The 21,651-nt window shown below is 60.1% G+C and carries 16 protein-coding genes; 13 read left to right on the top strand and 3 right to left on the bottom strand.

Translation table 11 applies throughout. The features are described 5' to 3' along the window. Positions 1-3 precede the first annotated feature (3 nt). Positions 4-891, top strand: a complete 888-nt coding sequence (locus C6558_RS21485) for an LpxI family protein (RefSeq protein WP_025426829.1) — start codon at positions 4-6, stop codon at positions 889-891. Next, positions 888-2,072, top strand: coding sequence for a lipid-A-disaccharide synthase (gene lpxB, locus C6558_RS21480; RefSeq protein ID WP_057205058.1), 1,185 nt, complete (start codon positions 888-890; stop codon positions 2,070-2,072). Before C6558_RS21485 ends, lpxB begins: the two co-directional genes overlap by 4 nt. A 35-nt stretch (positions 2,073-2,107) precedes the next feature. Here lpxB and gltA read toward each other — a convergent pair whose 3' ends face one another. Continuing rightward, entirely contained in the window at positions 2,108-3,397 is a 1,290-nt protein-coding gene (gene gltA, locus C6558_RS21475) for a citrate synthase (RefSeq protein ID WP_025426831.1), read from the bottom strand. 317 nt (positions 3,398-3,714) lie between these two features. Here gltA and C6558_RS21470 point away from each other — a divergent pair, with 317 nt between their 5' ends. The 9 genes from C6558_RS21470 to exoR all read left to right on the top strand — a co-directional run bounded on the left by C6558_RS21470 (position 3,715) and on the right by exoR (position 17,327). Further along, positions 3,715-6,153, top strand: a complete 2,439-nt coding sequence (locus tag C6558_RS21470; RefSeq protein WP_084814399.1) for a ComEC/Rec2 family competence protein — start codon at positions 3,715-3,717, stop codon at positions 6,151-6,153. A 173-nt stretch (positions 6,154-6,326) separates the two neighbouring features. Beyond that, positions 6,327-7,376, top strand: coding sequence for a tonB-system energizer ExbB (exbB, locus tag C6558_RS21465; RefSeq protein ID WP_057205051.1), 1,050 nt, complete (start codon positions 6,327-6,329; stop codon positions 7,374-7,376). A 3-nt stretch (positions 7,377-7,379) separates the two neighbouring features. After that, entirely contained in the window at positions 7,380-7,805 is a 426-nt protein-coding gene (gene exbD, locus C6558_RS21460; RefSeq protein WP_025426837.1) for a TonB system transport protein ExbD, read from the top strand. A gap of 234 nt (positions 7,806-8,039) precedes the next feature. Beyond that, positions 8,040-8,705 carry a protein-L-isoaspartate O-methyltransferase gene (locus C6558_RS21455; RefSeq protein WP_025426838.1) on the top strand — a complete coding sequence of 222 codons (666 nt, stop codon included), beginning with the start codon at positions 8,040-8,042 and terminating at the stop codon, positions 8,703-8,705. A 287-nt stretch (positions 8,706-8,992) separates the two neighbouring features. Continuing rightward, on the top strand, positions 8,993-10,363 hold the full coding sequence (gene tolC, locus C6558_RS21450; protein ID WP_025426839.1) for an outer membrane channel protein TolC: 1,371 nt from the start codon (positions 8,993-8,995) through the stop codon (positions 10,361-10,363). Positions 10,364-10,547: 184 nt separating this feature from the next. Continuing rightward, positions 10,548-11,366: a PopZ family protein gene (locus tag C6558_RS21445; protein ID WP_025426840.1), complete on the top strand. Its 819-nt coding sequence runs from the start codon at positions 10,548-10,550 to the stop codon at positions 11,364-11,366. Positions 11,367-11,488: 122 nt separating this feature from the next. Continuing rightward, the gene (locus C6558_RS21440) at positions 11,489-14,329 is read left to right on the top strand and encodes a valine--tRNA ligase (protein WP_057205048.1); all 2,841 of its coding nucleotides are present in this window, start codon (positions 11,489-11,491) and stop codon (positions 14,327-14,329) included. A 453-nt stretch (positions 14,330-14,782) separates the two neighbouring features. Beyond that, positions 14,783-16,063 (top strand): OmpP1/FadL family transporter, encoded by a 1,281-nt coding sequence (locus tag C6558_RS21435; RefSeq protein WP_025426842.1) that lies wholly within the window; start codon positions 14,783-14,785, stop codon positions 16,061-16,063. A gap of 457 nt (positions 16,064-16,520) precedes the next feature. Continuing rightward, on the top strand, positions 16,521-17,327 hold the full coding sequence (gene exoR / locus C6558_RS21430) for an exopolysaccharide production regulator ExoR (protein WP_025426843.1): 807 nt from the start codon (positions 16,521-16,523) through the stop codon (positions 17,325-17,327). Between the two features lie 26 nt (positions 17,328-17,353). Here exoR and xth read toward each other — a convergent pair whose 3' ends face one another. Then, the gene (gene xth / locus C6558_RS21425; RefSeq protein ID WP_025426844.1) at positions 17,354-18,148 is read right to left on the bottom strand and encodes an exodeoxyribonuclease III; all 795 of its coding nucleotides are present in this window, start codon (positions 18,146-18,148) and stop codon (positions 17,354-17,356) included. Positions 18,149-18,353: 205 nt separating this feature from the next. Here xth and C6558_RS21420 point away from each other — a divergent pair, with 205 nt between their 5' ends. Next, on the top strand, positions 18,354-19,817 hold the full coding sequence (locus tag C6558_RS21420) for a phosphatidylserine/phosphatidylglycerophosphate/cardiolipin synthase family protein (RefSeq protein WP_025426845.1): 1,464 nt from the start codon (positions 18,354-18,356) through the stop codon (positions 19,815-19,817). 34 nt (positions 19,818-19,851) lie between these two features. Here the strand turns inward: C6558_RS21420 and erpA are convergent, their stop codons facing one another. Then, positions 19,852-20,184 (bottom strand): iron-sulfur cluster insertion protein ErpA, encoded by a 333-nt coding sequence (erpA, locus tag C6558_RS21415; protein ID WP_025426846.1) that lies wholly within the window; start codon positions 20,182-20,184, stop codon positions 19,852-19,854. Positions 20,185-20,397: 213 nt separating this feature from the next. Here erpA and C6558_RS21410 point away from each other — a divergent pair, with 213 nt between their 5' ends. Then, positions 20,398-21,615: a deoxyguanosinetriphosphate triphosphohydrolase gene (locus C6558_RS21410; protein WP_057205045.1), complete on the top strand. Its 1,218-nt coding sequence runs from the start codon at positions 20,398-20,400 to the stop codon at positions 21,613-21,615. Positions 21,616-21,651: the final 36 nt, after the last annotated feature.

The raw sequence follows: 21,651 nt of genomic DNA, 5'->3' as shown, positions 1-21,651 counted from the left end.
GTGATGTCGGCCACGGCGAGCCGCGCAGCAACTGGCGGCCGGCTCGCGATCATCGCCGGCGGCGGAGCGCTGCCGCATCATGTGGCCGAGGCCGTTCGTGCCCGTGGAGAAGATCCATTTGTGATCGCGCTCTCGCGCGAAGCGGAAGAGAGCGATTGGGTCGGTTTCGATCACTCCGTGCTCGCCATCGGCGATTTCTCCGGCATCAGCCGCACATTCAAAGAACAACGCATCGACCGCGTTGTGCTTTCGGGCTGGGTCCGTCGTAGACCGGAATGGCGCGACATTCGCCCGACGCTGAAAACGCTTGCCAGAATACCGAGCGTTTTGAAGACGCTGGTGTCTGGCGGCGATGACGCTGTCTTGCGCATGGCGATGCAACTCATCGAAGCAAGCGGCGCCCACGTGATCGGCGTGCATGAGGTGGTTCCGAACCTTCTGGCGGATCCAGGGCCGATTGGCGCTATCGCCCCATCGGACGATGACAGACGCGACGTTGAGGCCGGCATCGCTGCCGCCAACGCGCTTGGCGAACTCGACGTGGGGCAGGGCGCCATCGCTGTCGGTGGTCGCGTGGTTGCCCTGGAGGGCGCCGAGGGCACCGATGCGATGCTCGAGCGGGTGGCGACACTCAAGACGGAAGGACGCGTCTCGGCGCGTCGGCGTGGCGTTCTGGTCAAGCTTTGTAAGCCGGGGCAGGACTTGCGTGCGGATCTGCCATCGATCGGACCATCGACCGTCGCTGGCGCTGTCGCGGCCGGGCTTGCCGGAATTGCTGTCGAGGCCGGTCGCGCCCTGGTGCTCGAGCGCGCGGAGGTGATCGAAGCTGCCAACCGCGCGGGGCTGTTTGTCATTGGTGTCGAGCGGAGCGGTCACCGGGGAAAAGCATGAGCGGACAAGGCTACAAGCTGGCGGTCATTGCCGGCGAGGTATCGGGCGATCTTCTTGGCGCAGATCTGGTGCGGGCACTGCGTGCACAATGCGGGCGTGATGTCGAGCTTGTCGGCGTTGGCGGCGACGGTCTTGAGGGCGAAGGCCTGGAATCGCTGTTCGATTATTCCGAACTTTCGATCATGGGCTTCTCGCAAGTGCTCGCGCGTCTGCCAAAGTTGATTCTGCGCATCCGCCAGACGGCGAATGCCATTATTGCTGCGCGCCCCGATGCCTTGCTGATCATCGATAGTCCGGATTTCACCCATCGTGTCGCGCGTCGCGTTCGCGACGCGCTGCCGGATCTGCCTGTCATCAACTATGTCTGCCCGAGCGTATGGGCCTGGAAGCCGGAACGCGCGCCGCGCATGCGCAGCTATGTCGATCATGTTCTGGCGGTGCTGCCGTTCGAGCCCGAGACCATGCGCAAGCTTGAGGGGCCGCCGACGACCTATATCGGCCATCGGCTTGCCTCGGATGCCAATGTGCTTGCCGTCCGCGCCAGCCGACGCGAAAGACTGAACGACGTCAATGGTAGCGCGGTTTCCACCTGCCTGCTTCTGCCGGGATCGCGTTCAAGCGAAATCAAGCGGCTGCTACCGATCTTCAGGCAGATGACCGAGGAACTCGCTCGCCGGCATTCCGGCGTCCGCTTGCTGTTGCCGACGGTTCCGCGCCAGGAAAAACTGGTGCGCGAGATCACGGCCGGTTGGACGGTTCAGCCGGAAATATTGGTGGGAGCCACCGAGAAATGGGCTGCCTTCGACAAGGCGGATGCGGCAATCGCCGCGTCGGGAACGGTCATCCTAGAGCTTGCGCTAGCCGGCGTTCCCGTCGTTTCTACCTATGATGCCGACTGGCTTGTGCGGTTGCTGCACAACCGCATCCGCATCTGGAGCGGGGCGCTTCCCAATCTCATCGCCGATTTCCCGATCGTGCCGGAGTATTTCAACCAGAGCATTCGTCCGGGCGCCTTGACCCGCTGGGTCGAGCGGCTGTCCGGGCCGACGGCCCAGCGCGCGTCGATGCTCGACGGCTACGCGCTGGTACAGCAGCGCATGGCGACAAGCAGACCGCCGGGCGAATTGGGCGCCGAGATCGTCCTCTCCTATCTGCAAAATCGAAAGCCCGGTCATCTCTGACCGGGCTTTTCTCATTTCCTGATTTCCGTTTGGCGTTAACGCTTGGAGACCGGCACGTAGTCACGCTGCGGAGCGCCGACATAGAGCTGGCGCGGGCGGCCGATGCGCTGTTCCGGATCTTCGATCATTTCGTTCCACTGGGCGATCCAGCCGACGGTGCGCGCAAGCGCGAACAGCACGGTGAACATGGTGGTGGGGAAGCCCAGCGCCTTCAGCGTGATGCCGGAGTAGAAGTCGATGTTCGGGTAGAGCTTCTTCTCGACGAAGTACTCGTCGGTGAGCGCGATACGTTCGAGTTCCATCGCCACTTCGAGGAGGGGATCGTCCTTGTGGCCGAGTTCTGCAAGCACTTCATGCGTGGTCTTCTGCATGATCTTGGCGCGCGGATCGTAGTTCTTGTAGACGCGGTGGCCGAAGCCCATCAGGCGGAACGGATCATTCTTGTCCTTGGCCTTGGCGATGTATTCCGGAATGCGGTCAGCCGTGCCGATTTCGGCCAGCATGTTGAGCGCAGCTTCGTTCGCGCCGCCGTGGGCCGGGCCCCAGAGGCAGGCGATGCCAGCGGCGATGCAGGCAAAGGGATTGGCACCTGACGAACCGGCAAGGCGCACGGTCGAGGTCGAAGCATTCTGCTCGTGGTCGGCATGCAGGATGAAGATGCGATCCATGGCGCGCGACAACACCGGGTTCACTACATATTCCTCGCAAGGCACGGCAAAGCACATGCGCAGGAAGTTCGAGGCGTAGTCTAGATCGTTCTTCGGATAAACGAACGGCTGGCCGATATGGTACTTGTAGGCCATCGCGGCGATCGTCGGCATCTTGGCGATCATGCGCAGCGAAGCGACCATGCGCTGGTGCGGATCGGTGATGTCGGTCGAGTCGTGATAGAAGGCCGACAGGGCGCCGACGCAACCGCACATGACGGCCATCGGGTGGGCATCGCGACGGAAGCCGGTGAAGAAGCGCGACATCTGCTCATGCACCATGGTGTGGTGTGTGACGCGGTAGTCGAAGTCAGCCTTCTGCGCCTTCGTCGGCAGTTCGCCGTAAAGCAGGAGATAGCAGACTTCGAGGAAGTCGCCATGTTCTGCGAGCTGTTCGATCGGGTAGCCGCGGTGCAGGAGCACGCCTTCGTCACCGTCGATATAGGTGATCTTGGATTCGCACGACGCCGTCGACGTAAAGCCCGGGTCGTAGGTGAACATCTTGGTCTGCTTGTAGAGCGAGCCGATATCGACCACATCAGGACCGATGGACCCCGATCGCACTGGTAGCTCCGCCGACTTTCCATCGAATGTTACGACCGCGCTTTTTTCTGTCATGGGGACCCTCCGTCTTATGGCAACGTGGCACAGAGACCATGCCACGAAAATGAACGTTGCGAATTTGCTATATGATTTATTTTCGGCTGCCAAGCTGTACGAAAGGCAAATTGTGCGATGCGAAAATGTGCATATGGCGACGCAATAATCGCACGTTAGAGCAATATGTCCAACCGGATCAATAACTGTCAGGATAATGATGCGGTACCATTCCATATAGGTTTGCCGCTTTTTTCGGCAGATGACGTTCAGGTTGCGGTTGGGTGATGTTGGTTGCATGATCGACCTCTACCGTCTTAGGGGAGTGGTACCGTACGATGAGCGAGATCGAAGTCCGGTCTTTGATGCAGGACGCAGATCGTGTCGCTCCGGCACCACCCGCTTCGGTTTCGATCGGGAGCATGTCTGCAACGCCTGCGAATGCACGCGGCAACCTCGTTTTTCCCCTTGTCAAATCTTGCGCCGCGCTCGCGCACGCACGCCTCCGACCAGAGGCGATTGCCGCACACTGGCGCGAAGCGGTCGAAGAAGAATCGGCCTTCGGCCACGGATTGGTGCTTGTCCCCGTCCTGTTAGCCGCCGGCGTGCTGACGTGGCTCTCGCTGCCCTATGACCTCGGACTCATCAAACTTGCACTGCTGCTTTGCGTTTTCGGAATAGCCGCCTTGCTGTGCAACCTCCGTGTGCGCGCCCTGCGTGCGCCGAGGATCGCAGCGGGGCTGTTCACGGCGGGAATGATGCTTGCGGCGATCGAGGCATCGCGCATCGACACGATCGTTCTCGATGGACCGGTAACGACGAACCTGCGCGGCAAGGTATTTTCGCGCGAGAAGAATGATCGGGACCACTGGCGCTACGGAATTGTCATCGAGCAAACCACGAAGCCGACGTTGCGCCGTGCGCCGTTGAAGGCCATGGTGCTGTCGCGCAGCCCGCACGCGCCGTTGGCGATCGGGGCAACGATCGAGGGCAGGGCGCGTCTTTCGCCGCCTTCCGGCCCTGCGTTGCCAGGCCTCAACGACTTCGCATTCGATTCTTATTTCCGGCAGATCGGCGCCGTCGGTTACTTCTATGGTGCGCCACTTAGCCCGATAGCCGACGGTGCTGCGACGGTGGCGGACCGCTCGTTTTGGATGCGGATGGCGGAGTATCTGGCCGCGCTACGCGAAACGGTCGGCGAGCGGATCCGCACGGCAGTCGGTGGCGACACTGGTGCGCTCGCTGCAGCCCTGGTGACGGCGGAAGAAAGGGCGATTGGTCGCGACACCGTCGAGATGCTGCGACAGGCGGGCTTGGCGCACGTTTTGGCGATCTCCGGTCTCAACATGGTGCTTGCGGCAGGTACGTTTCTAATCGGAGCGCGTACCGTCTTGAGTGCGGTTCCCGGGTTGGCGCAGCGCGTGGCGATCAAGAAGGTTGCCGCTGCGGGCGCTCTGGCAATGGTCTTCCTTTACATCTTGATTTCCGGTGGAGCCGTATCCGCCGTCCGCGCCTGGATCATGATTTCGAACATGCTGGTTGCGGTCTTCTTCGACCGCATGTCGATCAGCCTGAGAAATATCGCGCTGGCTGCGATTGTCATCATCGTGATCACGCCATCTGCCGTTGCGGGGCCGGGCTTCCAGATGTCGTTCGCCGCCACGCTGGCGTTGGTTGCTGGCTATGCGCGCTGGCGCGAGCGTGCGGAAGCAGAAGAGCCGGCAGTCGCCGGGCGTTGGTGGGGCAGGCGGCTCGTCACGGGTTTCGTTATCGGCGTGGTTGCGACCTCATTGATCGGCGGACTTGCAACCGCGGTTTACTCTGCCGCCTATTTCCAGCGACTGCCGGCCTATGGGTTGCTCGCCAATATTCTCGCAGCGCCACTGATCAGCATTGTGATCATGCCGTTCGGCCTCTTCGCCATGGTGTTGACGCCTTTCGGTCTCGAGCAGTACCCGCTCGCCGTCATGGCTTGGGGCCTTGACGGTATGCTGGTGATCGCCCGCTTCGTCACGTCGCTCGACGGCGAGTTTCTGACCGGCCGCGTCGGGCCGCTGGCATTCGTTCTTATCGCTGCCGGCGGCGTTATTCTGTGTGTGTTGCGCACTTGGCTGGCAGGGCTCGGAGCCGTGCAATTGCCGGCGATCGTGGTATCGGAAGATGGGCGCCTCGTCGGATTGGTCACCGACGCCGCCATTGCGACGAACCGGGATCGTCCCTCCGACTTCCTTTTCTCTCAATGGCAGCGGGCATTGGCGGTCGACGCCCACGTCGCTCCGATGCCCGCGCAAGGGGCGGTCGCTGATGGTCTTTATCCCGAGGCGAAGCTACGGCCCGCGAAGGCGCAAACGAGGACCATCGATGCCGCGACAGCCGCCGCCATCCGTCACGATATCAACTCCGCGCTCGGCCAAGTTTCGCCGAATGCTTTTTCGTGCCGCGAGAAAGAATGGTGCATCGCTCGAAGCGATGCCGGCTGGACCGTTGCTCTCGTCGAAAACCCCTACCTGTTTGAGGTGCTGTGCAATCAGGTCGATCTGCTGATCGTGCCGGGAAGCACCGAGCGGACCTGTTCATCCGGCCGGGCGCGGATCCTGAGTGGACGCCTGCAGCGATTGGTAGGTGCGATCGAGATTTTCGCCGAGCCGGTTGCGGGCGATGAGCTTCCGAAAATGCGCTTCAAGACGTCGTTCACGTCGCTGCAACGCCCTTGGGAGCGGCACCGCGCATATGACTGGAGAAGTGACGGCTTCGTCGATAACTCTCCCGCCCTTTGAGATCTCGATTGAAACGCAGGCATGAAATTATTCTTGATCTTTATACTCCACAAATCCTTGTGTTTCGTTCATAGTTTGTCGTAAAGAGCGGCCAATGCACGTTGAGGTGGCCGAAATTCCGGCTGCCCTGTGATTTTTGTGATGGCGAAACGGACCAGTACGCGAGGAACAAGATGCCCAATCGAACACGATCGAAGCTGAATTTGTTGGCCGCAGCGACATTGGTGCTGGCTTCTGGTCTTCCCTCGACGGTCGTGTTTGCACAGGCGACAACCTCAACCGAAACGACCGCTCCTGCGGTCAGCCAGGCTCAAGACGCGGGACCTGCGGGAACGGCACGGGCCAATGCCAATGCAGCGGCCCGTGGCGAGCAGCCGACTGTCGACGGTCTTCCGGCCACCGGGTCTGAAGCCGGCGCACAAACACCGGCTGTGTCGATTGAGACGCCCGCAGCAGAAGCGGCGGCCAACCCAGTCCTGCCACACGACCTTTCGCCTATCGGCATGTTCCTTGCCGCCGACATGGTGGTGAAGGCAGTGATGATCGGGCTGGCGCTCGCCTCGGTCATCACCTGGGCGATTTTCGTGGCCAAGACGTTTGAACTCTTCGCCGCAAAGGCGCGCCTCAGCCGCGCCGTCCGTCAGCTCTCCGCTGCAAACGGGTTGGCAGAGCTTAAGTCCACATTCAACGGCAAGGCGGGCCCTGCCGCGGAAATGGTTGCCGCTGCGATCGATGAGATGGTGCGTTCGGAGGCTGTGCTCGATCACGCACCGGCAGCTGGTCTCAAGGAACGCGTCGCATCGCTGCTGACGCGTATCGAGGTTCGCGCCGGCAAGCGCATGACGAGCGGAACGGGCATCCTTGCCTCGATCGGCTCCGTCGGCCCGTTCGTCGGTCTGTTCGGAACCGTCTGGGGGATCATGAACTCCTTCATTGGCATCAGCAAAGCGCAGACGACCAACCTGGCGATCGTTGCTCCCGGTATTGCCGAAGCGCTGCTGGCGACCGCAATCGGTCTCGTTGCCGCTATCCCCGCCGTTATCATCTACAACTACTTTGCCCGCGCGGTGGGTGGCTACAAGGTGATCCTCGCCGACGCGGCAGCCGCCGTCGAACGGCTTGTCAGCCGCGATCTCGATCATCGCCTGGTCCGCAAGGCGCAACCGCGTCGCCAGGATGGCTTTGCCCATCCGGCAGACGCGTCGATCGCAAGGATCGGGTGAGACATGGCCGGCAAGGTTACCGACAGCGGCGGCGATCTCGACGAGAACAGCGAGATCAACGTCACCCCATTCATCGATGTCATGCTCGTTTTGCTGATCATCTTCATGGTCGCGGCACCACTTGCGACCGTGGACATGAAGGTCGATCTGCCGCAATCGGCCTCCAAGCCGACGCCGCGCGACGATAAGCCGGTCTTCGTCACGCTCAACGCCGACCTCGGTCTGGCGATTGGCAACGAAGAAACAGCCCGTGAGGAATTTGCGGTGGAGCTTCAGCGCCTGACGGAGGGTAACACCGAGACGCGCGTTCTGCTGCGTGCGGACAAGGCCGTCGACTACGGCGAGCTGATGACGGTCATGAACCTCATCCAGAACGCCGGTTATACGAAGATTGCCCTCGTTGGGCTCGAAGGGGCGCCTGGCCGCTGACGTCAGGCTCTCTCTGTTCTGGCGGCAGCCAGCGCCGCCGCCCGTGCCGGGCCGTGCAAACGTCGCTTCGGTGTTTCTCGTTCCTTTTTCCGCTGCAAGATGTCGCTGTCGCTTGAAACCAGCGGGAGGGCGATTTATGAGCTTATATAAAGGCGCCATATTTGGCAGCCAGAAGACGACTGCGCGGTCATCCGGGATACCGGTGCCGTGCCATCCGGACACGAGGGCAGTATGATGAATTTCGAAGCGGCGCGCACCAAGATGGTGGACAACCAGATCCGGACGACGGATGTGACGTCCCATGCGATCCTGTCCGCTTTCCTCTCCGTACCGCGCGAAGAATTCGTGCCTTCGCGGATGAAGGAACTCGCCTATATCGATGCCGACATCGAACTCGACGGCGCTAAGGGCGCAAGCCCGCGGTACCTGATGGAGCCGTCGCCGCTCGCCAAGCTGCTGCAACTCGCCGAAATCTCGAAGTCAGACGTGGTGCTGGAGATCGGCTGTGGCACCGGTTACGCCTCGGCGCTGCTTTCGTTGATCGCCGGTTCGGTCGTCGCACTCGAAAGCGATGAAGCGCTTGCCGCAACTGCGACGGAAACCTTGGCACGGCTGGGCTATGACAACGTTGCCGTGGTCACCGGCGATCTTGGCAAGGGATATGCCGGCGAGGCACCCTATGATGTCATTTTCGTTCATGGTTCGGTAGAAGTGCTTCCTCCGGCCTTGTTCGAGCAGTTGCGCGACGGCGGCCGGCTTATTGCCGTTGAAGGCTTCGGTAACGCTTCGCGTGCTAAGCTTTATGTCCATGAGCATGGGAAGACGTCCGAAAGGGCGGATTTCAACACTGCGGTCAAGCCGCTTCCCGGCTTCCGCCGCGAGCAGACTTTTGTTTTTTGAGGTGCCACTTATTGAGGTATCTCAACATTTGATTGTGCTGCTAAAATAGCAATGTTGCCAATTGGCAACGAACCACCTGTTTCTTTTTGAAATGATCGTGCGCAGTATCGGTGTACAGTTGTGATCAGGCCGAATCCGGGTTTCAAAGAGTGCTGAGGTAGTGATTTGCTCACCGGTGGGCGGTGTGAGCGCTTCATCGCCGTATTTAGGGCGGCCCGGTTTCGACGTCGGAATGGTGCCGCAGGAAATAGTGGGCTGGCTTTGCCGCCCCGATCGGAGAGGGAAGTATGGTGTCGATTGTCCGCAAAGCAGCCTTTTGGGCTGCCGTCTCGACGAGTGTACTGCTTGCGCCGCAGGCCGTGCTGGCGGAGACGATCTTCGGCGCAATGGCCAAAGCCTATGAAAATAACCCGGATCTGAACGCCGCGCGCGCTGGTCTTAGGGCGACCGACGAAGGGGTGCCGATCGCGAAGTCCGGGTTTCGTCCACAGGTTTCGGCTTTTGCAAACGGAACGCTTTCAAACGTCGACAACGAGCTTACCGGAAGCCGGGACTTTCATCAGGGGCAGATCGGTATCACCGTAACCCAGATGATTTTTGATGGCTTTCAGACGCTGAACAATGTTCGCGCCGCTGAATCGAATGTCTTCGCCAACCGCGAATCGCTTCGCGCAAACGAGATCCAGATTCTGCTCGCAGCAGCCACGTCCTACGCCAACATCGCGCGCGACCAGCAGATCGTTGTTATTCGCCGGCAGAACCTCGCCTTCCTCAGGGAACAGCTGAACGCATCCCAGGCTCGCCTTGACGTGGGTGAAGGCACCCGCACGGACGTCAGCCTTTCCGAGGCATCGCTTGCCGACGCGCAGTCGCTTCTGATTACCGCCATTGCGCAGTTGAAGCAGAGCGAATCAGTCTACGTGCAGATCGTCGGCGTTGCGCCGACGGGTATCAAGCAGCCGGGGCCGGCCACCAAGGGGCTTCCGCGTTCGCTCGATCAGGCTGTTGCCCTGGGATTGCGTCAGCACCCGACCATTCTCGCCGCCCAGTACAACGTCGATACGGCCGGCTTCCAGGTGAAGTCTGCTGAAGGCACCATGCTGCCCGGCGTGAGCATTCAGGGGCAGGTTGGACGCGTGACCGGCAACTCCGGCGACGGTCTTGACAGCAACGCGTCGAGCGTTACTGCCCGCCTGACGGTGCCGATCTACCAGGGTGGCGCGGAATACGGTCAGATTCGCCAAGCGAAGGAGACCTTGGGCCAGCAGCGCATCCTCGTCGATTCGCAGCGCGCCGCCGTTCAGCAGAACGTCGTGAGCGCACACGCCCAACTTGAGGCGGCAATTGCGCGCATCGGCGCCAACAAGACGCAGATCTCGGCGGCTAACATGGCGCTTGCCGGCGTCATCGAAGAGCGCAATGTTGGTCAGCGCACTACGCTCGACGTGCTCGATTCGCAGCAGACCGTTCTGAATGCGCAGGAACAGCTGGCTATCGCCCAGCGCGACGCCGTCGTCGCAAGCTACGGTCTGCTCGCTGCCACCGCGACACTGAGCGTCAAGAGCCAGGGCCTGCAGGTCGCGGAATATCGCGCCGAAGAGCATTACGAAGCCGTCAAGGACAAATGGTTCGGACTTCGAACCGTCGACGGCCGCTGATCAAAGAAAACGCCTCGGGAAACCGGGGCGTTTCTGCTTCTGCCGATCGAAACAAATCTGTGCAACAATCCAAGTGTCTGATTCGTGGCGTATGTTTCGTCCGCGGACTCACTTAAGGTTTGTTTGTTATCGGCACATGCGTCGTTTCGGGACACATGCTCTGCCGCGTCAAACGGGGATAGAAATGGCACAGCTCAATGTCGCGCGTGAACCTTCGATGGATGAGATTCTCGCATCCATTCGCAAGATCATCGAGAGCAATGAGCCGGGGCAGACCGATTTCTCCTCGCGTGACCAATACGAGGACGACGGCTCGGATGAGATTGAACTGACGATCGACAGCGAAATCGAGGCTGCCGCTTTCGGCAGGCGGGAGGACCATGGCGAGGCGTCCAAGCTCGCTACACCTTCGCCGGAGATCGAGGTGGCCGTCATTCCTTCGGAGCCGCATTCGAGCATCGCGCAGCCGCCGCTTTCGCTGGCGGACGTTGCAGCCCGAGTAAGGGCGGCCTCCGAGCGCCACACCATGAGCTATACCGCCAAAGAGCCGGTCAAGGATGTGCCTTCGCGCAGCGTTCAGGATAGTCCGGTCATCACGTCACGTATGGCAGCAGTGTCCGCGCCGCCGGCGCCGGTTGATCGTCTCTCGGTGAGCGCCGTACAAGAGCCCGTCAATCGGGCGGTAGCTGTTGAAGCGCTGAAGGTAGCAGACCCGGCACCCGTAGCCGTTTCGGCCGGACCGGTGGCTGTTATTGCCGAAGAGCCCGTGACCGAAAAGGCCGCGCCTGCGATCCTTTCACCCGAGGTTGGTCGTCAGGTCGCTCAGTCCTTCGACAATCTTGCCCAGGCGGTCGACCTCAGCACGCGGCGGTCGTTCGACGAAATTGCCGAAGAAATGCTGCGCCCGATGCTGCAGGAATGGCTGGACGACAACCTACCGACCTTGGTTGAACGGCTGGTGCGTGAAGAGATCGAACGCGTCGCGCGCGGCCCCCGGCGCTAGGATCTGAACCTTTCCGATACAGAGGCCGCGGAACAGTCGCGGCCTTTTTGCGTTCGTGTTGACTTGCACCGGTCGTTCCGGTTTACAAGACATAGACATCAATCTCCAAAATTGGCTTCAAAATGCTTGATAAGACCTACGATTCCGCATCCGTCGACCCACGTATCGCCAAGAAGTGGGACGAAGAAAACGCGTTTCGTGCGGGTGCGGGAGCAAAGCCCGGCGCCGACAGCTTCTGTATCGTGATCCCGCCACCGAACGTGACGGGCTCGCTGCACATGGGCCATGCGCTGAACAACACGCTGCAGGACGTGCTGGTACGGTTCGAGCGCATGCGCGGCAAGGACGTGCTGTGGCAGCCGGGCATGGACCATGCCGGTATCGCCACGCAGATGGTCGTCGAGCGCAAGCTGATGGAACAACAGCAGCACCGCCGCCAGATGGGCCGTGAAGCCTTCATCGAGAAGGTCTGGGAGTGGAAGGCCGAATCCGGCGGGTTGATTTTCAACCAGCTGAAGCGGCTTGGCGCTTCCTGCGACTGGTCGCGCGAGCGCTTCACCATGGACGATGGTCTGTCGGAGGCCGTCCTCGAAGTGTTCGTCTCGCTCTACAAGGAAGGCTTGATCTATAAGGACAAGCGTCTGGTCAATTGGGACCCGAAGCTGCTGACGGCGATTTCCGACCTGGAGGTCGAGCAGCACGAAATCAACGGAAACCTCTGGTACCTGCGCTATCCACTCGAGCCGGGTGTCACCTATCAGCATCCGGTCGCCTTCGACGAAGACGGCAAGGCGACGGAATGGGAAACTCGCGACTACCTGGTCGTTGCCACCACGCGGCCGGAAACGATGCTTGGCGACAGCGGTATTGCCGTCAATCCGGAAGACGCGCGCTACAAGCCGCTCATCGGCAAACACGTCATTCTGCCGATTGTCGGCCGCCGTATCCCCGTTGTCGGTGACGACTATGCCGATCCGACCGCTGGAACGGGCGCCGTCAAGATTACGCCCGCGCACGATTTCAACGATTTCGACGTCGGCAAACGTGCAGGCCTCGCAGCCATCAACATCCTGACCATCGAAGGTCGGATCACCATCAAGGACAATGAGGAGTTCCTCGAGGGCCTCAGCGACCCCGCGGCCCTGCATGGCGCCTGGGATGAGCTTGAGGGCAAGGACCGTTTCGAAGCGCGCAAGATCATCGTTCGGATCTTCGAGGAAGGCGGCCTGCTCGACAAGATTGAGCCGCACAAGCACATGGTCCCGCACGGCGACCGTGGCGGGGTGCCGATCGAGCCGCGCCTGACCGAGCAATGGTATGTCGATGCGAAGACGCTGGCGAAGCCCGCGATCGCATCGGTCAAGGAAGGTCGTACCAACTTCGTCCCGAAGAACTGGGAGAAGACCTATTACGAATGGATGGAGAACATCCAGCCCTGGTGCGTCTCGCGCCAACTCTGGTGGGGACACCAGATCCCGGCCTGGTATGGCCCGGACGGCCAGGTCTTCGTAGAGAAGACCGAGGAAGAGGCGCTGCACGCCGCGATCCAGCACTATCTGGCGCACGAAGGTCCAATGAAGGCCTATGTCGAAGACCTGCTTGAAAACTTCAAGCCGGGCGAGATCCTGACCCGTGACGAAGACGTGCTGGACACCTGGTTCTCGTCGGCGCTCTGGCCGTTCTCGACGCTCGGCTGGCCGAACGAAACGCCGGAACTCGAAAAATACTATCAGACCGATGTTTTGGTCACCGGCTTCGACATCATCTTCTTCTGGGTCGCCCGCATGATGATGATGGGTCTGCATTTCATGAAGGATGCGGACGGTACGCCGGTCGAGCCGTTCCACACCGTCTATGTCCACGCGCTCGTTCGCGACAAGAATGGGCAGAAGATGTCGAAGTCCAAGGGCAACGTCATCGACCCCTTGGAACTGATGGACGAATACGGTGCCGACGCGCTGCGCTTTACCCTGGCGATCATGGCCGCCCAGGGGCGCGACGTGAAGCTCGACACCGCTCGCATTGCCGGCTACCGCAATTTCGGAACGAAGCTCTGGAACGCCACGCGTTTTGCCCAGATGAACGGCGTCACCAATAGTGACGGCTTCATCCCCGAGGCATCGTCGCTGACGATCAATCGCTGGATCCTGACCGAGCTCTCACGGACGATCCGCGATGTCACCGAAGCGCTCGAAGGCTTCCGGTTCAACGAGGCCGCTGGCAGTCTCTATCGGTTCGTCTGGAACCAGTTCTGCGACTGGTACCTCGAACTGCTGAAGCCGGTCTTCAGCGGCGAGGATGAAGCGGCAAAACGCGAATCCCAAGCTTGTGTCGCCTATGTTCTCGATGAGATCTACAAGCTGCTGCACCCCTTCATGCCCTTCATGACCGAAGAGCTCTGGGATCAGACGGCGGGCGAGGGGCGTGAGCGCGCGGGCCTGCTCTGCCACGCGGAATGGCCGTCTGCCTCCTACGCCGACGATGCCGCAGCTGACGAGATCAACTGGCTGATCGATCTGGTTTCCGGCATCCGTTCGGTCCGTTCGGAAATGAACGTCCCGCCGGCAGCGACCGCACCACTCATCGTGGTCGCAGCCAACGCACTGACGCGCGAGCGGCTAGAGCGGCATGCTTCGGCCATCGGTCGCCTGGCGCGCGTCGAGCATATCGACCATGTGGCGGTGGCGCCGGGCGGCAGCGCGCAGATCGTCGTTGCGGAGGCAACGTTCTGCCTGCCGCTTGGCAACCTGATCGATCTCTCGGCCGAAAAATCGCGTCTGGAAAAAGCGATCTCCAAGGTCGAAGTCGAGCGGGAACGTATCCTCAGCAAGCTGGCCAACGAGAAGTTCGTCGCCAATGCAAAGCCGGAGCTGGTCGAAGCCGAGCGTGAACGTCTCGTTGAACTGGATCTGCAGAAGGACTCCCTCGGCATCGCCTTGGCGCGGGTTGCAGAAGCCGGCTGAGGGTACTGCAAGCTCTGATCTTGTGTCATCCGCGGCGGAAACGTCGCGGATTTCGCATTTTCTGGCGAGATCGCTAGAGGTGTCGCCAAGCCGATTCGTTCGGCCAAAACAGTGGCTTTCTGACGCACCGACCTGGGAGTTAGAGCCCCGCTTTCAAACCCAAATTCGCGTTTTTTCCTGCAAAAACCAATGCTGTTGTTGTTGAGTAACACTTTCGGGTTATGCTGGTAAAATATCCTAACATTAGTCGATAAATACCCGTATTGCGCAAAAATATTTCAAATTGTTTGGATTGTGTTCAGATGATGAGAATCTTACGTAAATTTTATGGCGCACATGAGCACAATACCCCTGGAAAGCGGCATTTGCGATTTCACACGATCGTGAGAATACTTTTCGCACAGGCGACGTGAGGTGGATTGTCGCAGATTGAAATGCAGGGGGAGGAGCTTAATGGCTCATGAGAATTTGAAGCGGGGCGTCTTTGCGTTGGCGGCCGGAATTCTGGTTGCATCGGCGGCGCACGCTGGCGGTCTTGAACGCGGCGGTTACAATATCGACCTGCTGTTCGACCCGTCGGACTATGCAGCGGAAGCGACGACAACCTATGTCAACCCGCAGCGCGAACTGAAGAACGTCAGGGATACGAATACGACGTCTGCAGCCTTCCCATTCAACGGAACCGGACCCGGTACTGGCGGTGGCAATCTGAACTCCCGTCCCAATTCTGTCGAAGACACGGAGAGCTATTGGGTGCCGCGTGTGGGCATCAAGGCCCGCTTCGGAGAGGACGTCGACTGCATGGCTGACTATTCGCAGCCATGGGGAGCTCATACAAATCCGGGCGTAAATTGGGCCGGCGCCAACAACAACATTGAGACGAAGGTCGAGAGCGACAACTACGCCGCGACTTGCTCATACAAGTTTGACATGGGGCAGGGCCAGTTCCGCGTCATCGGCGGCGTCTTTTACCAAGAGGTCGGCGGCTTCAAGGAGAGATTGGTACAGGATTTCACGGGTGTGCCGCCGGCATTCGGCGGGTTGCAATCCGGCATCGGCAGGCTGGATCTCCAAGGTGACGGTTGGGGTTGGCGCGCCGGCGTCGGCTACGAAATACCGGAGTACGCGGTACGCGCAAGCTTGGTCTATAACAGTGCCGTTGATCTGGATAATCTGGCGGGTACGATCGATCTGCGCAATGTGCGCGGACCGGCGCCGGTCAACTTCTACGATGTGGCCGGGTTCGCCTCCATGCCGGACTCGCTCGAGCTCAAAGTTCAATCCGGTATTGCACCTGGCTGGGTCGCGTTCGGTTCGGTCAAGTGGACGGACTGGAGCCAGCTTCAGGTTCTCAAGTTCTGCCCGCCTTCCGGCGGTACCCTGGAGCAGCCTTGCACCTCGCTCGACCTGCTCTATCGCGACGGCTGGACGATCTCTGGCGGCGTTGGTCACAAGTTCAATGAACAGTGGAGCGGTGCCGTCAGCCTAACGTGGGATCGTGGCACGAGCCATGGCTATGGCACACAGTCCGACACTTGGGCGCTGGGCACCGGTGTTGCCTATTCGCCCACGAAGAATGTTGAGTTCCGCCTTGCAGGTGCTGTCGGTATCCTGACGAGCGGCAGTTCTGGCGCCGTCAACTTCGACGGCCAGGTCATCGGAGACGATGTTTCCTACGACTATGGCAACGACTTCTTCGGTGCGATTTCGACAGCGATCAAAGTAAAATTCTGATCCTCCATTGATCAGGACGCGCAAGGCCCGGTTTCATCACCGGGCCTTTCTTTTTGCCTTGAGCGACATCTGTTGGTGACTGTTCCGCTCGACGCCAATGTGACGATTCAGCAACACATTTAATGCTAGAGTTTGCTAGGGTCGGACTCAAGGTCAGTATGTCCATTTCCCGCCACAAACAGGGAGCAGCGATGTTAAGGACAAACGTGCGACTTGAGGATCGGGCCCGCAATGTTTGTAACGAAATGACGTCATGTGTCGTCTTGAACGAACTGCCGCACTTCCGCGGAAATGGTTCGGTAAGGCTACACACAATGGAGTTTCATTCTGGACTGAGTGAGCCGGTGTTTTCGGCGGTTTCGGTGAACAAGTGAATGGCAAAGAGTCATTCAGGCGTTTGTGTTTGCAGCGGTGATGAGTTCGGCGTGGCCGGCTGGAACGGAAGAATTAGACTGTGATGCTTGCGGGTGAACTGAAGTCTCTGAAGGTTGCGATGCTCGGCGTGTCGCTGGTGGTCGGCGGCGCTACGGCTGGTCCGGCACGTGCCTTTGATCCGGGCACCGGTGTCAGCAAGGAATCCGGTCCGTTTGCCCTGTTCAAATTCGGCTTCTCCGCCTACAAGAACGGCCGCAAGGACGAAGCGGTCGAAGCCTACCGCTATGCCGCCGAAAAGGGGCATACCGGCTCCCGCTGGGCGCTTGCCAATATGTATGCCTACGGCGACGGCGTCGCCGAAAACGACCTCGAAGCCTTCAAGATTTACAGCGAGATTGCCCAGCAGGGTGTCGAACCTGGCTCCGAGGATACGGGCTACTTTGTCAACGCGCTGATCTCGCTTGCCGGCTACTATCGTCGCGGTATTCCGGACAGCCCCATCAAGTCCGACATGTCGCAGGCACGTCAGCTTTACTTTCAGGCTGCATCGACCTTCGGCGTATCGGAGGCGCAGTTCCAGTTGGCGCGCATGTTGCTTTCGGGCGAGGGCGGCAACGTCAACGTCCAGCAGGCCAAGAAGTGGCTGAACCGCGCACGCAAGAACGGTCATGCCGGCGCCATGGGCGTTTTCGGCAATGTCATTTTCCAGGAAGGTCAGACCATCCGCGGTCTCGCCTACATGACCGCGGCACTCGATCAATGTTCGCCGAAGGATCGGCCATGGCTGCAGTCGATGCAGGAACAGGCATTTTCTCTGGCAACCGAAGATGATCGCCGTAAGGCGATCAACCTGTCGCAGAACATGCACACGCAGGGCGACGACGACTAGGCGCTGCCCTTGGCGTCACCTCCGCTTCAAAGCGGACGTTCGAACGCGAAATAGCCCGCGACCGGTACGTGGTCGGATGGTTTTTCCCAGGCCCGCACGTGCTTCTCGATCGACGTCGAGACCAGCCTGTCCGCCGCTTCCGGCGATAGCATCAGGTGATCGATCCGTATCCCGAAATTCTTCGGCCAGCATCCGGCCTGATAGTCCCAGAATGAGTAGAGCGGAACGTCATCCGTGGTCGAGCGCACTGCGTCAGTCAGGCCGAGATTCCGCAACTGGCGAAAAGCCTGGCGTGTCTCAGGCAGGAACAGCGCATCGTTCTGCCAGACCTTGACGTCCCAGCAGTCGTGTTCCTCGGGGATGACATTGTAGTCGCCGGCAAGAATGAGCGGCTCTTCCAGTTCCAGCCGACGTTGCGCGTAGGCGGAAAGGCGCTCCATCCAGCGCAGTTTGTAAGGGTACTTCTCGCTATCGACCGGGTTGCCATTTGGCAGGTAGAGCGAGCAGACGCGGATGACGCCGCCGGAGACGGAGAAGACGCCTTCGATAAATCGAGCCTGCTCGTCCGCGTCGTCGCCCGGCAGACCGCGGTTGACTTCGTCAGGTTTCAGCTTGGAAAGCAGCGCAACGCCGTTGAAGCCTTTCTGGCCGTGCGTTTCGACGTGATAGCCGAGCGCTTCGATCTCAAGGCGCGGGAAGTTTTCATCGACCGACTTGATCTCCTGCAGGCAGACGATGTCCGGGTTCGATTCTTTCAACCACGCCAGCAGGCCGTCGATTCGCGCCTTGACGCCATTGATGTTCCAGGTGGCAATCTTCATGGCTCGAAACGCCCTTCCATGTCAGTGAATCCTTCCGGACGGCTTCTTGTAACGACTCGGGATTCGTTTGACAAATCCGATACCTGCGGTCTTTTCGCGGAGAAAGGCCCCGTACATCAATAACGGGCAGCGCTTTTCACGCACTTGCCGTATGCGGGCATGCCGTTGAATTGATTCCCACCCGCCGAAGGCTATAGTCCCCCACATGATCGACCTCATCCAGAACTATTGGCCGCATTTCCTCGTTTTCCTGTCTTTCGTCTTGGGCGTGCCGGCGGCCATCCATGCCGCCATGACCAAGGACGATGTTCGGGCGGCAGCCGGTTGGGTCGGCGTCGTGCTGCTGTCACCGATTGTTGGGGCGGTCGTCTATGGTGTTGCCGGCATTAACCGCATCCGCCGCTCGTCCATCGGCATGCAACGCTCGTTGCTGCGCGGCCGCGGCCCCGATCAGTTCGGGCGCTTCGATGTATCCGATGCCGAGATTGGCACGCGTTTCGGCCAACGATTCTCGGCAATGAAAATCCTCGGTGACCGGGTGTCGCGGCATGCGATGTCCACAGGCAACCGCATAAGCATGCTCGAGGGCGGGGATGCGGCCTATACCGCCATGCTGCATGAGATCACCCACGCGCGCCGCAGCATCCTGCTTGAAAGTTACATCTTCGATCGAGACGCGCTCGGCTTGCGCTTCGCCGATGCATTGATAGCGGCGCGTGGGCGAGGGGTCGAGGTACGGGTGCTGATCGATGCGGTGGGCGCACGCTACTCCGTACCGAGCATCGTCGGTTATCTCAAGGCTGCGAGCGTGCCCACGGCCGTCTTCAACGGCAACATCATCATGGGGCTCAGATTGCCCTATGCCAATCTGCGCACGCACCGGAAGATCCTGGTCGTCGATGGCAAGGTCGCCTTTGCCGGCGGCATGAACATCCGCGCCGGCTTCACCACCGAAATCGCCGGTCCCGAAGCGGCCTATGACACCCATTTCCGCATCACCGGGCCTGTCGTTGCCGACATCTTCCAGGTTTCTGCCGAGGATTGGCAGTTTTCGACGGGTGAACTTCTGGCAAGTGACACGTGGAAAATCGAGCCGACCTCGCCGGCGGCAAAGGCGCCCGGCATTCTGATGCGCGCTGTACCGTCGGGGCCCGACAAAACGAATGAAACCAATCACAAGATGCTGATGGGTGCGTTCTCGGTGGCGCGAAAGAACATTCGACTGATGTCGCCCTATTTTCTTCCTGACCGGGAGTTGATCAGCGCGCTTGTGACGGCCGCCCGCCGTGGCGTAGAGGTGGATATTGTCGTGCCCGCGGTCAACAATCTGCTGCTGGTCGACCGCGCCATGACAGCGCAGTTCGATCAGGTGTTGAAGGGGCATTGCCGCGTCTGGCGCGCAAAGGGTGCCTTCAATCACTCCAAGCTGCTCGCCGTTGATGAGACTTGGGCCTATGTCGGCTCGACGAACCTCGATCCGCGGTCGCTACGCCTCAACTTCGAATTCGATCTCGAAGTGCTCGATGACGGCTTCGCACGCGATGTCAGCAGCCGCATCGCCGCAATCGCGGAGTCTGCGGAAGAGGTGACGCTAAAGGATTTGAATGCCCAGCCTTTAGCTGCGCGCTTGGCAAACCGCCTGCTCTGGCTGGGATCGCCATATCTGTAGCAATGAGCGGCGCACGGGAATGCGCCCGCTTGGGTCAGATGGAAAAACTCGTTCCGCATCCGCAGCTTGCGACAGCATTCGGATTCTTTATCTGAAAGGACTGGCCGAGCAGGTTGTCGATGAAGTCGATCTCCGAGCCACCCATATAGACGAGCGACAAGCTGTCGATCAGGACCTTGGCATCGTCCTTTTCAAGCACGAGGTCGTCGTCGTTCGCATCGTCGACCAGATCAAATTTGTACGAGAAGCCCGAGCAGCCACCGCCCTCGACGGAAACCCGCATGGCATTCTTATGGCCGTCCGAATGCAGAATGGTGGCGATCCGCTTGGCGGCCGCGTCGGAAAGGGTCACTGTTTCCTGTGTCATATTTGCCTCCTGCCGGGGTCAAGAACCGGAGAGATTCGTTTTCATTGCATATTCGGCACTTGGCCGGTTTCGACATGTCTTTTAATGTCGAGCGCCAAACCGTTGCTTTGACTTCCGGAATCGGTCGATGTTTGGTCGACGCTTTCCCGTAGCTTTCACTATAGGTATGAAGGCTTGAATGTCCCGTCAATGGGGCGACCACGCAGGTGTGAAATGACGTTCGACAAAAATGCGCTCGGCTTCGGTTACGGTGAACATGCGCCATTCGCGTCGAATCCCTGGGCGACGCGCGGCAGGCTCTACCCGGAAGCGACAAGCCCGACGCGGTCCGATTTTCAACGTGACCGCGACCGCATCGTGCATACGACCGCCTTTCGCCGGCTAAAACACAAGACGCAGGTCTTCATCGCCGCCGACGGCGACCACTATCGCACCCGCCTGACCCACACGATCGAGGTGGCGCAGATTGCACGCGCGCTGGCGCGAGCGCTGAAGCTGGACGAGGACCTCGCCGAAGGCGTGGCGCTCGTCCATGATTTCGGCCACACGCCGTTCGGGCATACGGGCGAGGATGCGCTGCATGAGATGCTCAAGCCCTATGGCGGCTTCGATCACAACGCCCAATCGTTGCGTATCGTCACCAAACTCGAGCGGCGCTACGCCGAGTTTGACGGCCTGAACCTCACCTGGGAAAGCCTGGAGGGGCTGGTAAAACACAATGGGCCGCTTCTGAGCCTTGACGGGCAGGGCACCCACGGCCCGGTGCCGCAGCCGATCCTGGACTATTGCGCTATTCACGACCTTGAGCTTGCAAGCTTTGCGAGCCTCGAAGCACAGGTGGCGGCGATCGCCGATGATATCGCCTACAACACCCATGATATCGATGACGGTCTGAGGTCCGGCTACCTGACCTTCGAGATGCTGGAGGACGTGCCGTTTCTCGCCCGCCTGATGCGCGAGGTCAGCGATCGTTATCCCGGCCTTGAAGCGAGCCGCTTCACCCATGAGATTATGCGCCGCCAGATCACGGCGATGGTCGAGGACGTGATTGCGGTCGCGCAGACGCGCCTCCGGGATATCAGGCCCGAAAGTGCCATGGATGTCAGGCAGGCTGGTAGGGTCATAGCGACATTCTCGGACGAGATGGGCGAGACCGACAAACAGATCAAGAGACTGCTGATGACGCGGATCTATCGCCATCCCGAGGTGATGCGGGTGCGCGAAGGAGCTGCGTCGATCGTTTGCGATCTCTATCGCGCCTTCATGGCCGACCCTTTGCTGATGCGCGAACATTATTGGATCGACCAGATCCCTGGTATGGCCGAGCCGGCGCGGGCGCGTCATGTCGGCGACTATCTGGCCGGAATGACGGATACCTTCGCCATCAGTGTCCACCGCCGTTTGTTTGACCATACGCCCGATTTGCGGTAGGGACGCCCCGCCCGGAGGCTTTTGGTTCAACCGAAC

This window comes from Ensifer sp. NM-2 (assembly GCF_003024455.1).
GTDB classification, from domain to species: Bacteria; Pseudomonadota; Alphaproteobacteria; order Rhizobiales; family Rhizobiaceae; genus Ensifer; species Ensifer canadensis.
The sequence above is the reverse complement of the archived record's forward strand: the minus strand, read 5'-3'. Positions and strand labels throughout refer to the sequence as shown.

Bases quoted from the DNA above. Each gene is read 5' to 3' on its own strand.
- C6558_RS21485 (WP_025426829.1), top strand. From the start codon at position 4: ATGTCGGCCACGGCGAGCCGCGCAGCAACTGGCGGCCGGCTCGCGATC.
- lpxB (WP_057205058.1), top strand. From the start codon at position 888: ATGAGCGGACAAGGCTACAAGCTGGCGGTCATTGCCGGCGAGGTATCG.
- gltA (WP_025426831.1), bottom strand. From the start codon at position 3,397: ATGACAGAAAAAAGCGCGGTCGTAACATTCGATGGAAAGTCGGCGGAG.
- C6558_RS21470 (WP_084814399.1), top strand. From the start codon at position 3,715: ATGAGCGAGATCGAAGTCCGGTCTTTGATGCAGGACGCAGATCGTGTC.
- exbB (WP_057205051.1), top strand. From the start codon at position 6,327: ATGCCCAATCGAACACGATCGAAGCTGAATTTGTTGGCCGCAGCGACA.
- exbD (WP_025426837.1), top strand. From the start codon at position 7,380: ATGGCCGGCAAGGTTACCGACAGCGGCGGCGATCTCGACGAGAACAGC.
- C6558_RS21455 (WP_025426838.1), top strand. From the start codon at position 8,040: ATGAATTTCGAAGCGGCGCGCACCAAGATGGTGGACAACCAGATCCGG.
- tolC (WP_025426839.1), top strand. From the start codon at position 8,993: ATGGTGTCGATTGTCCGCAAAGCAGCCTTTTGGGCTGCCGTCTCGACG.
- C6558_RS21445 (WP_025426840.1), top strand. From the start codon at position 10,548: ATGGCACAGCTCAATGTCGCGCGTGAACCTTCGATGGATGAGATTCTC.
- C6558_RS21440 (WP_057205048.1), top strand. From the start codon at position 11,489: ATGCTTGATAAGACCTACGATTCCGCATCCGTCGACCCACGTATCGCC.
- C6558_RS21435 (WP_025426842.1), top strand. From the start codon at position 14,783: ATGGCTCATGAGAATTTGAAGCGGGGCGTCTTTGCGTTGGCGGCCGGA.
- exoR (WP_025426843.1), top strand. From the start codon at position 16,521: ATGCTTGCGGGTGAACTGAAGTCTCTGAAGGTTGCGATGCTCGGCGTG.
- xth (WP_025426844.1), bottom strand. From the start codon at position 18,148: ATGAAGATTGCCACCTGGAACATCAATGGCGTCAAGGCGCGAATCGAC.
- C6558_RS21420 (WP_025426845.1), top strand. From the start codon at position 18,354: ATGATCGACCTCATCCAGAACTATTGGCCGCATTTCCTCGTTTTCCTG.
- erpA (WP_025426846.1), bottom strand. From the start codon at position 20,184: ATGACACAGGAAACAGTGACCCTTTCCGACGCGGCCGCCAAGCGGATC.
- C6558_RS21410 (WP_057205045.1), top strand. From the start codon at position 20,398: ATGACGTTCGACAAAAATGCGCTCGGCTTCGGTTACGGTGAACATGCG.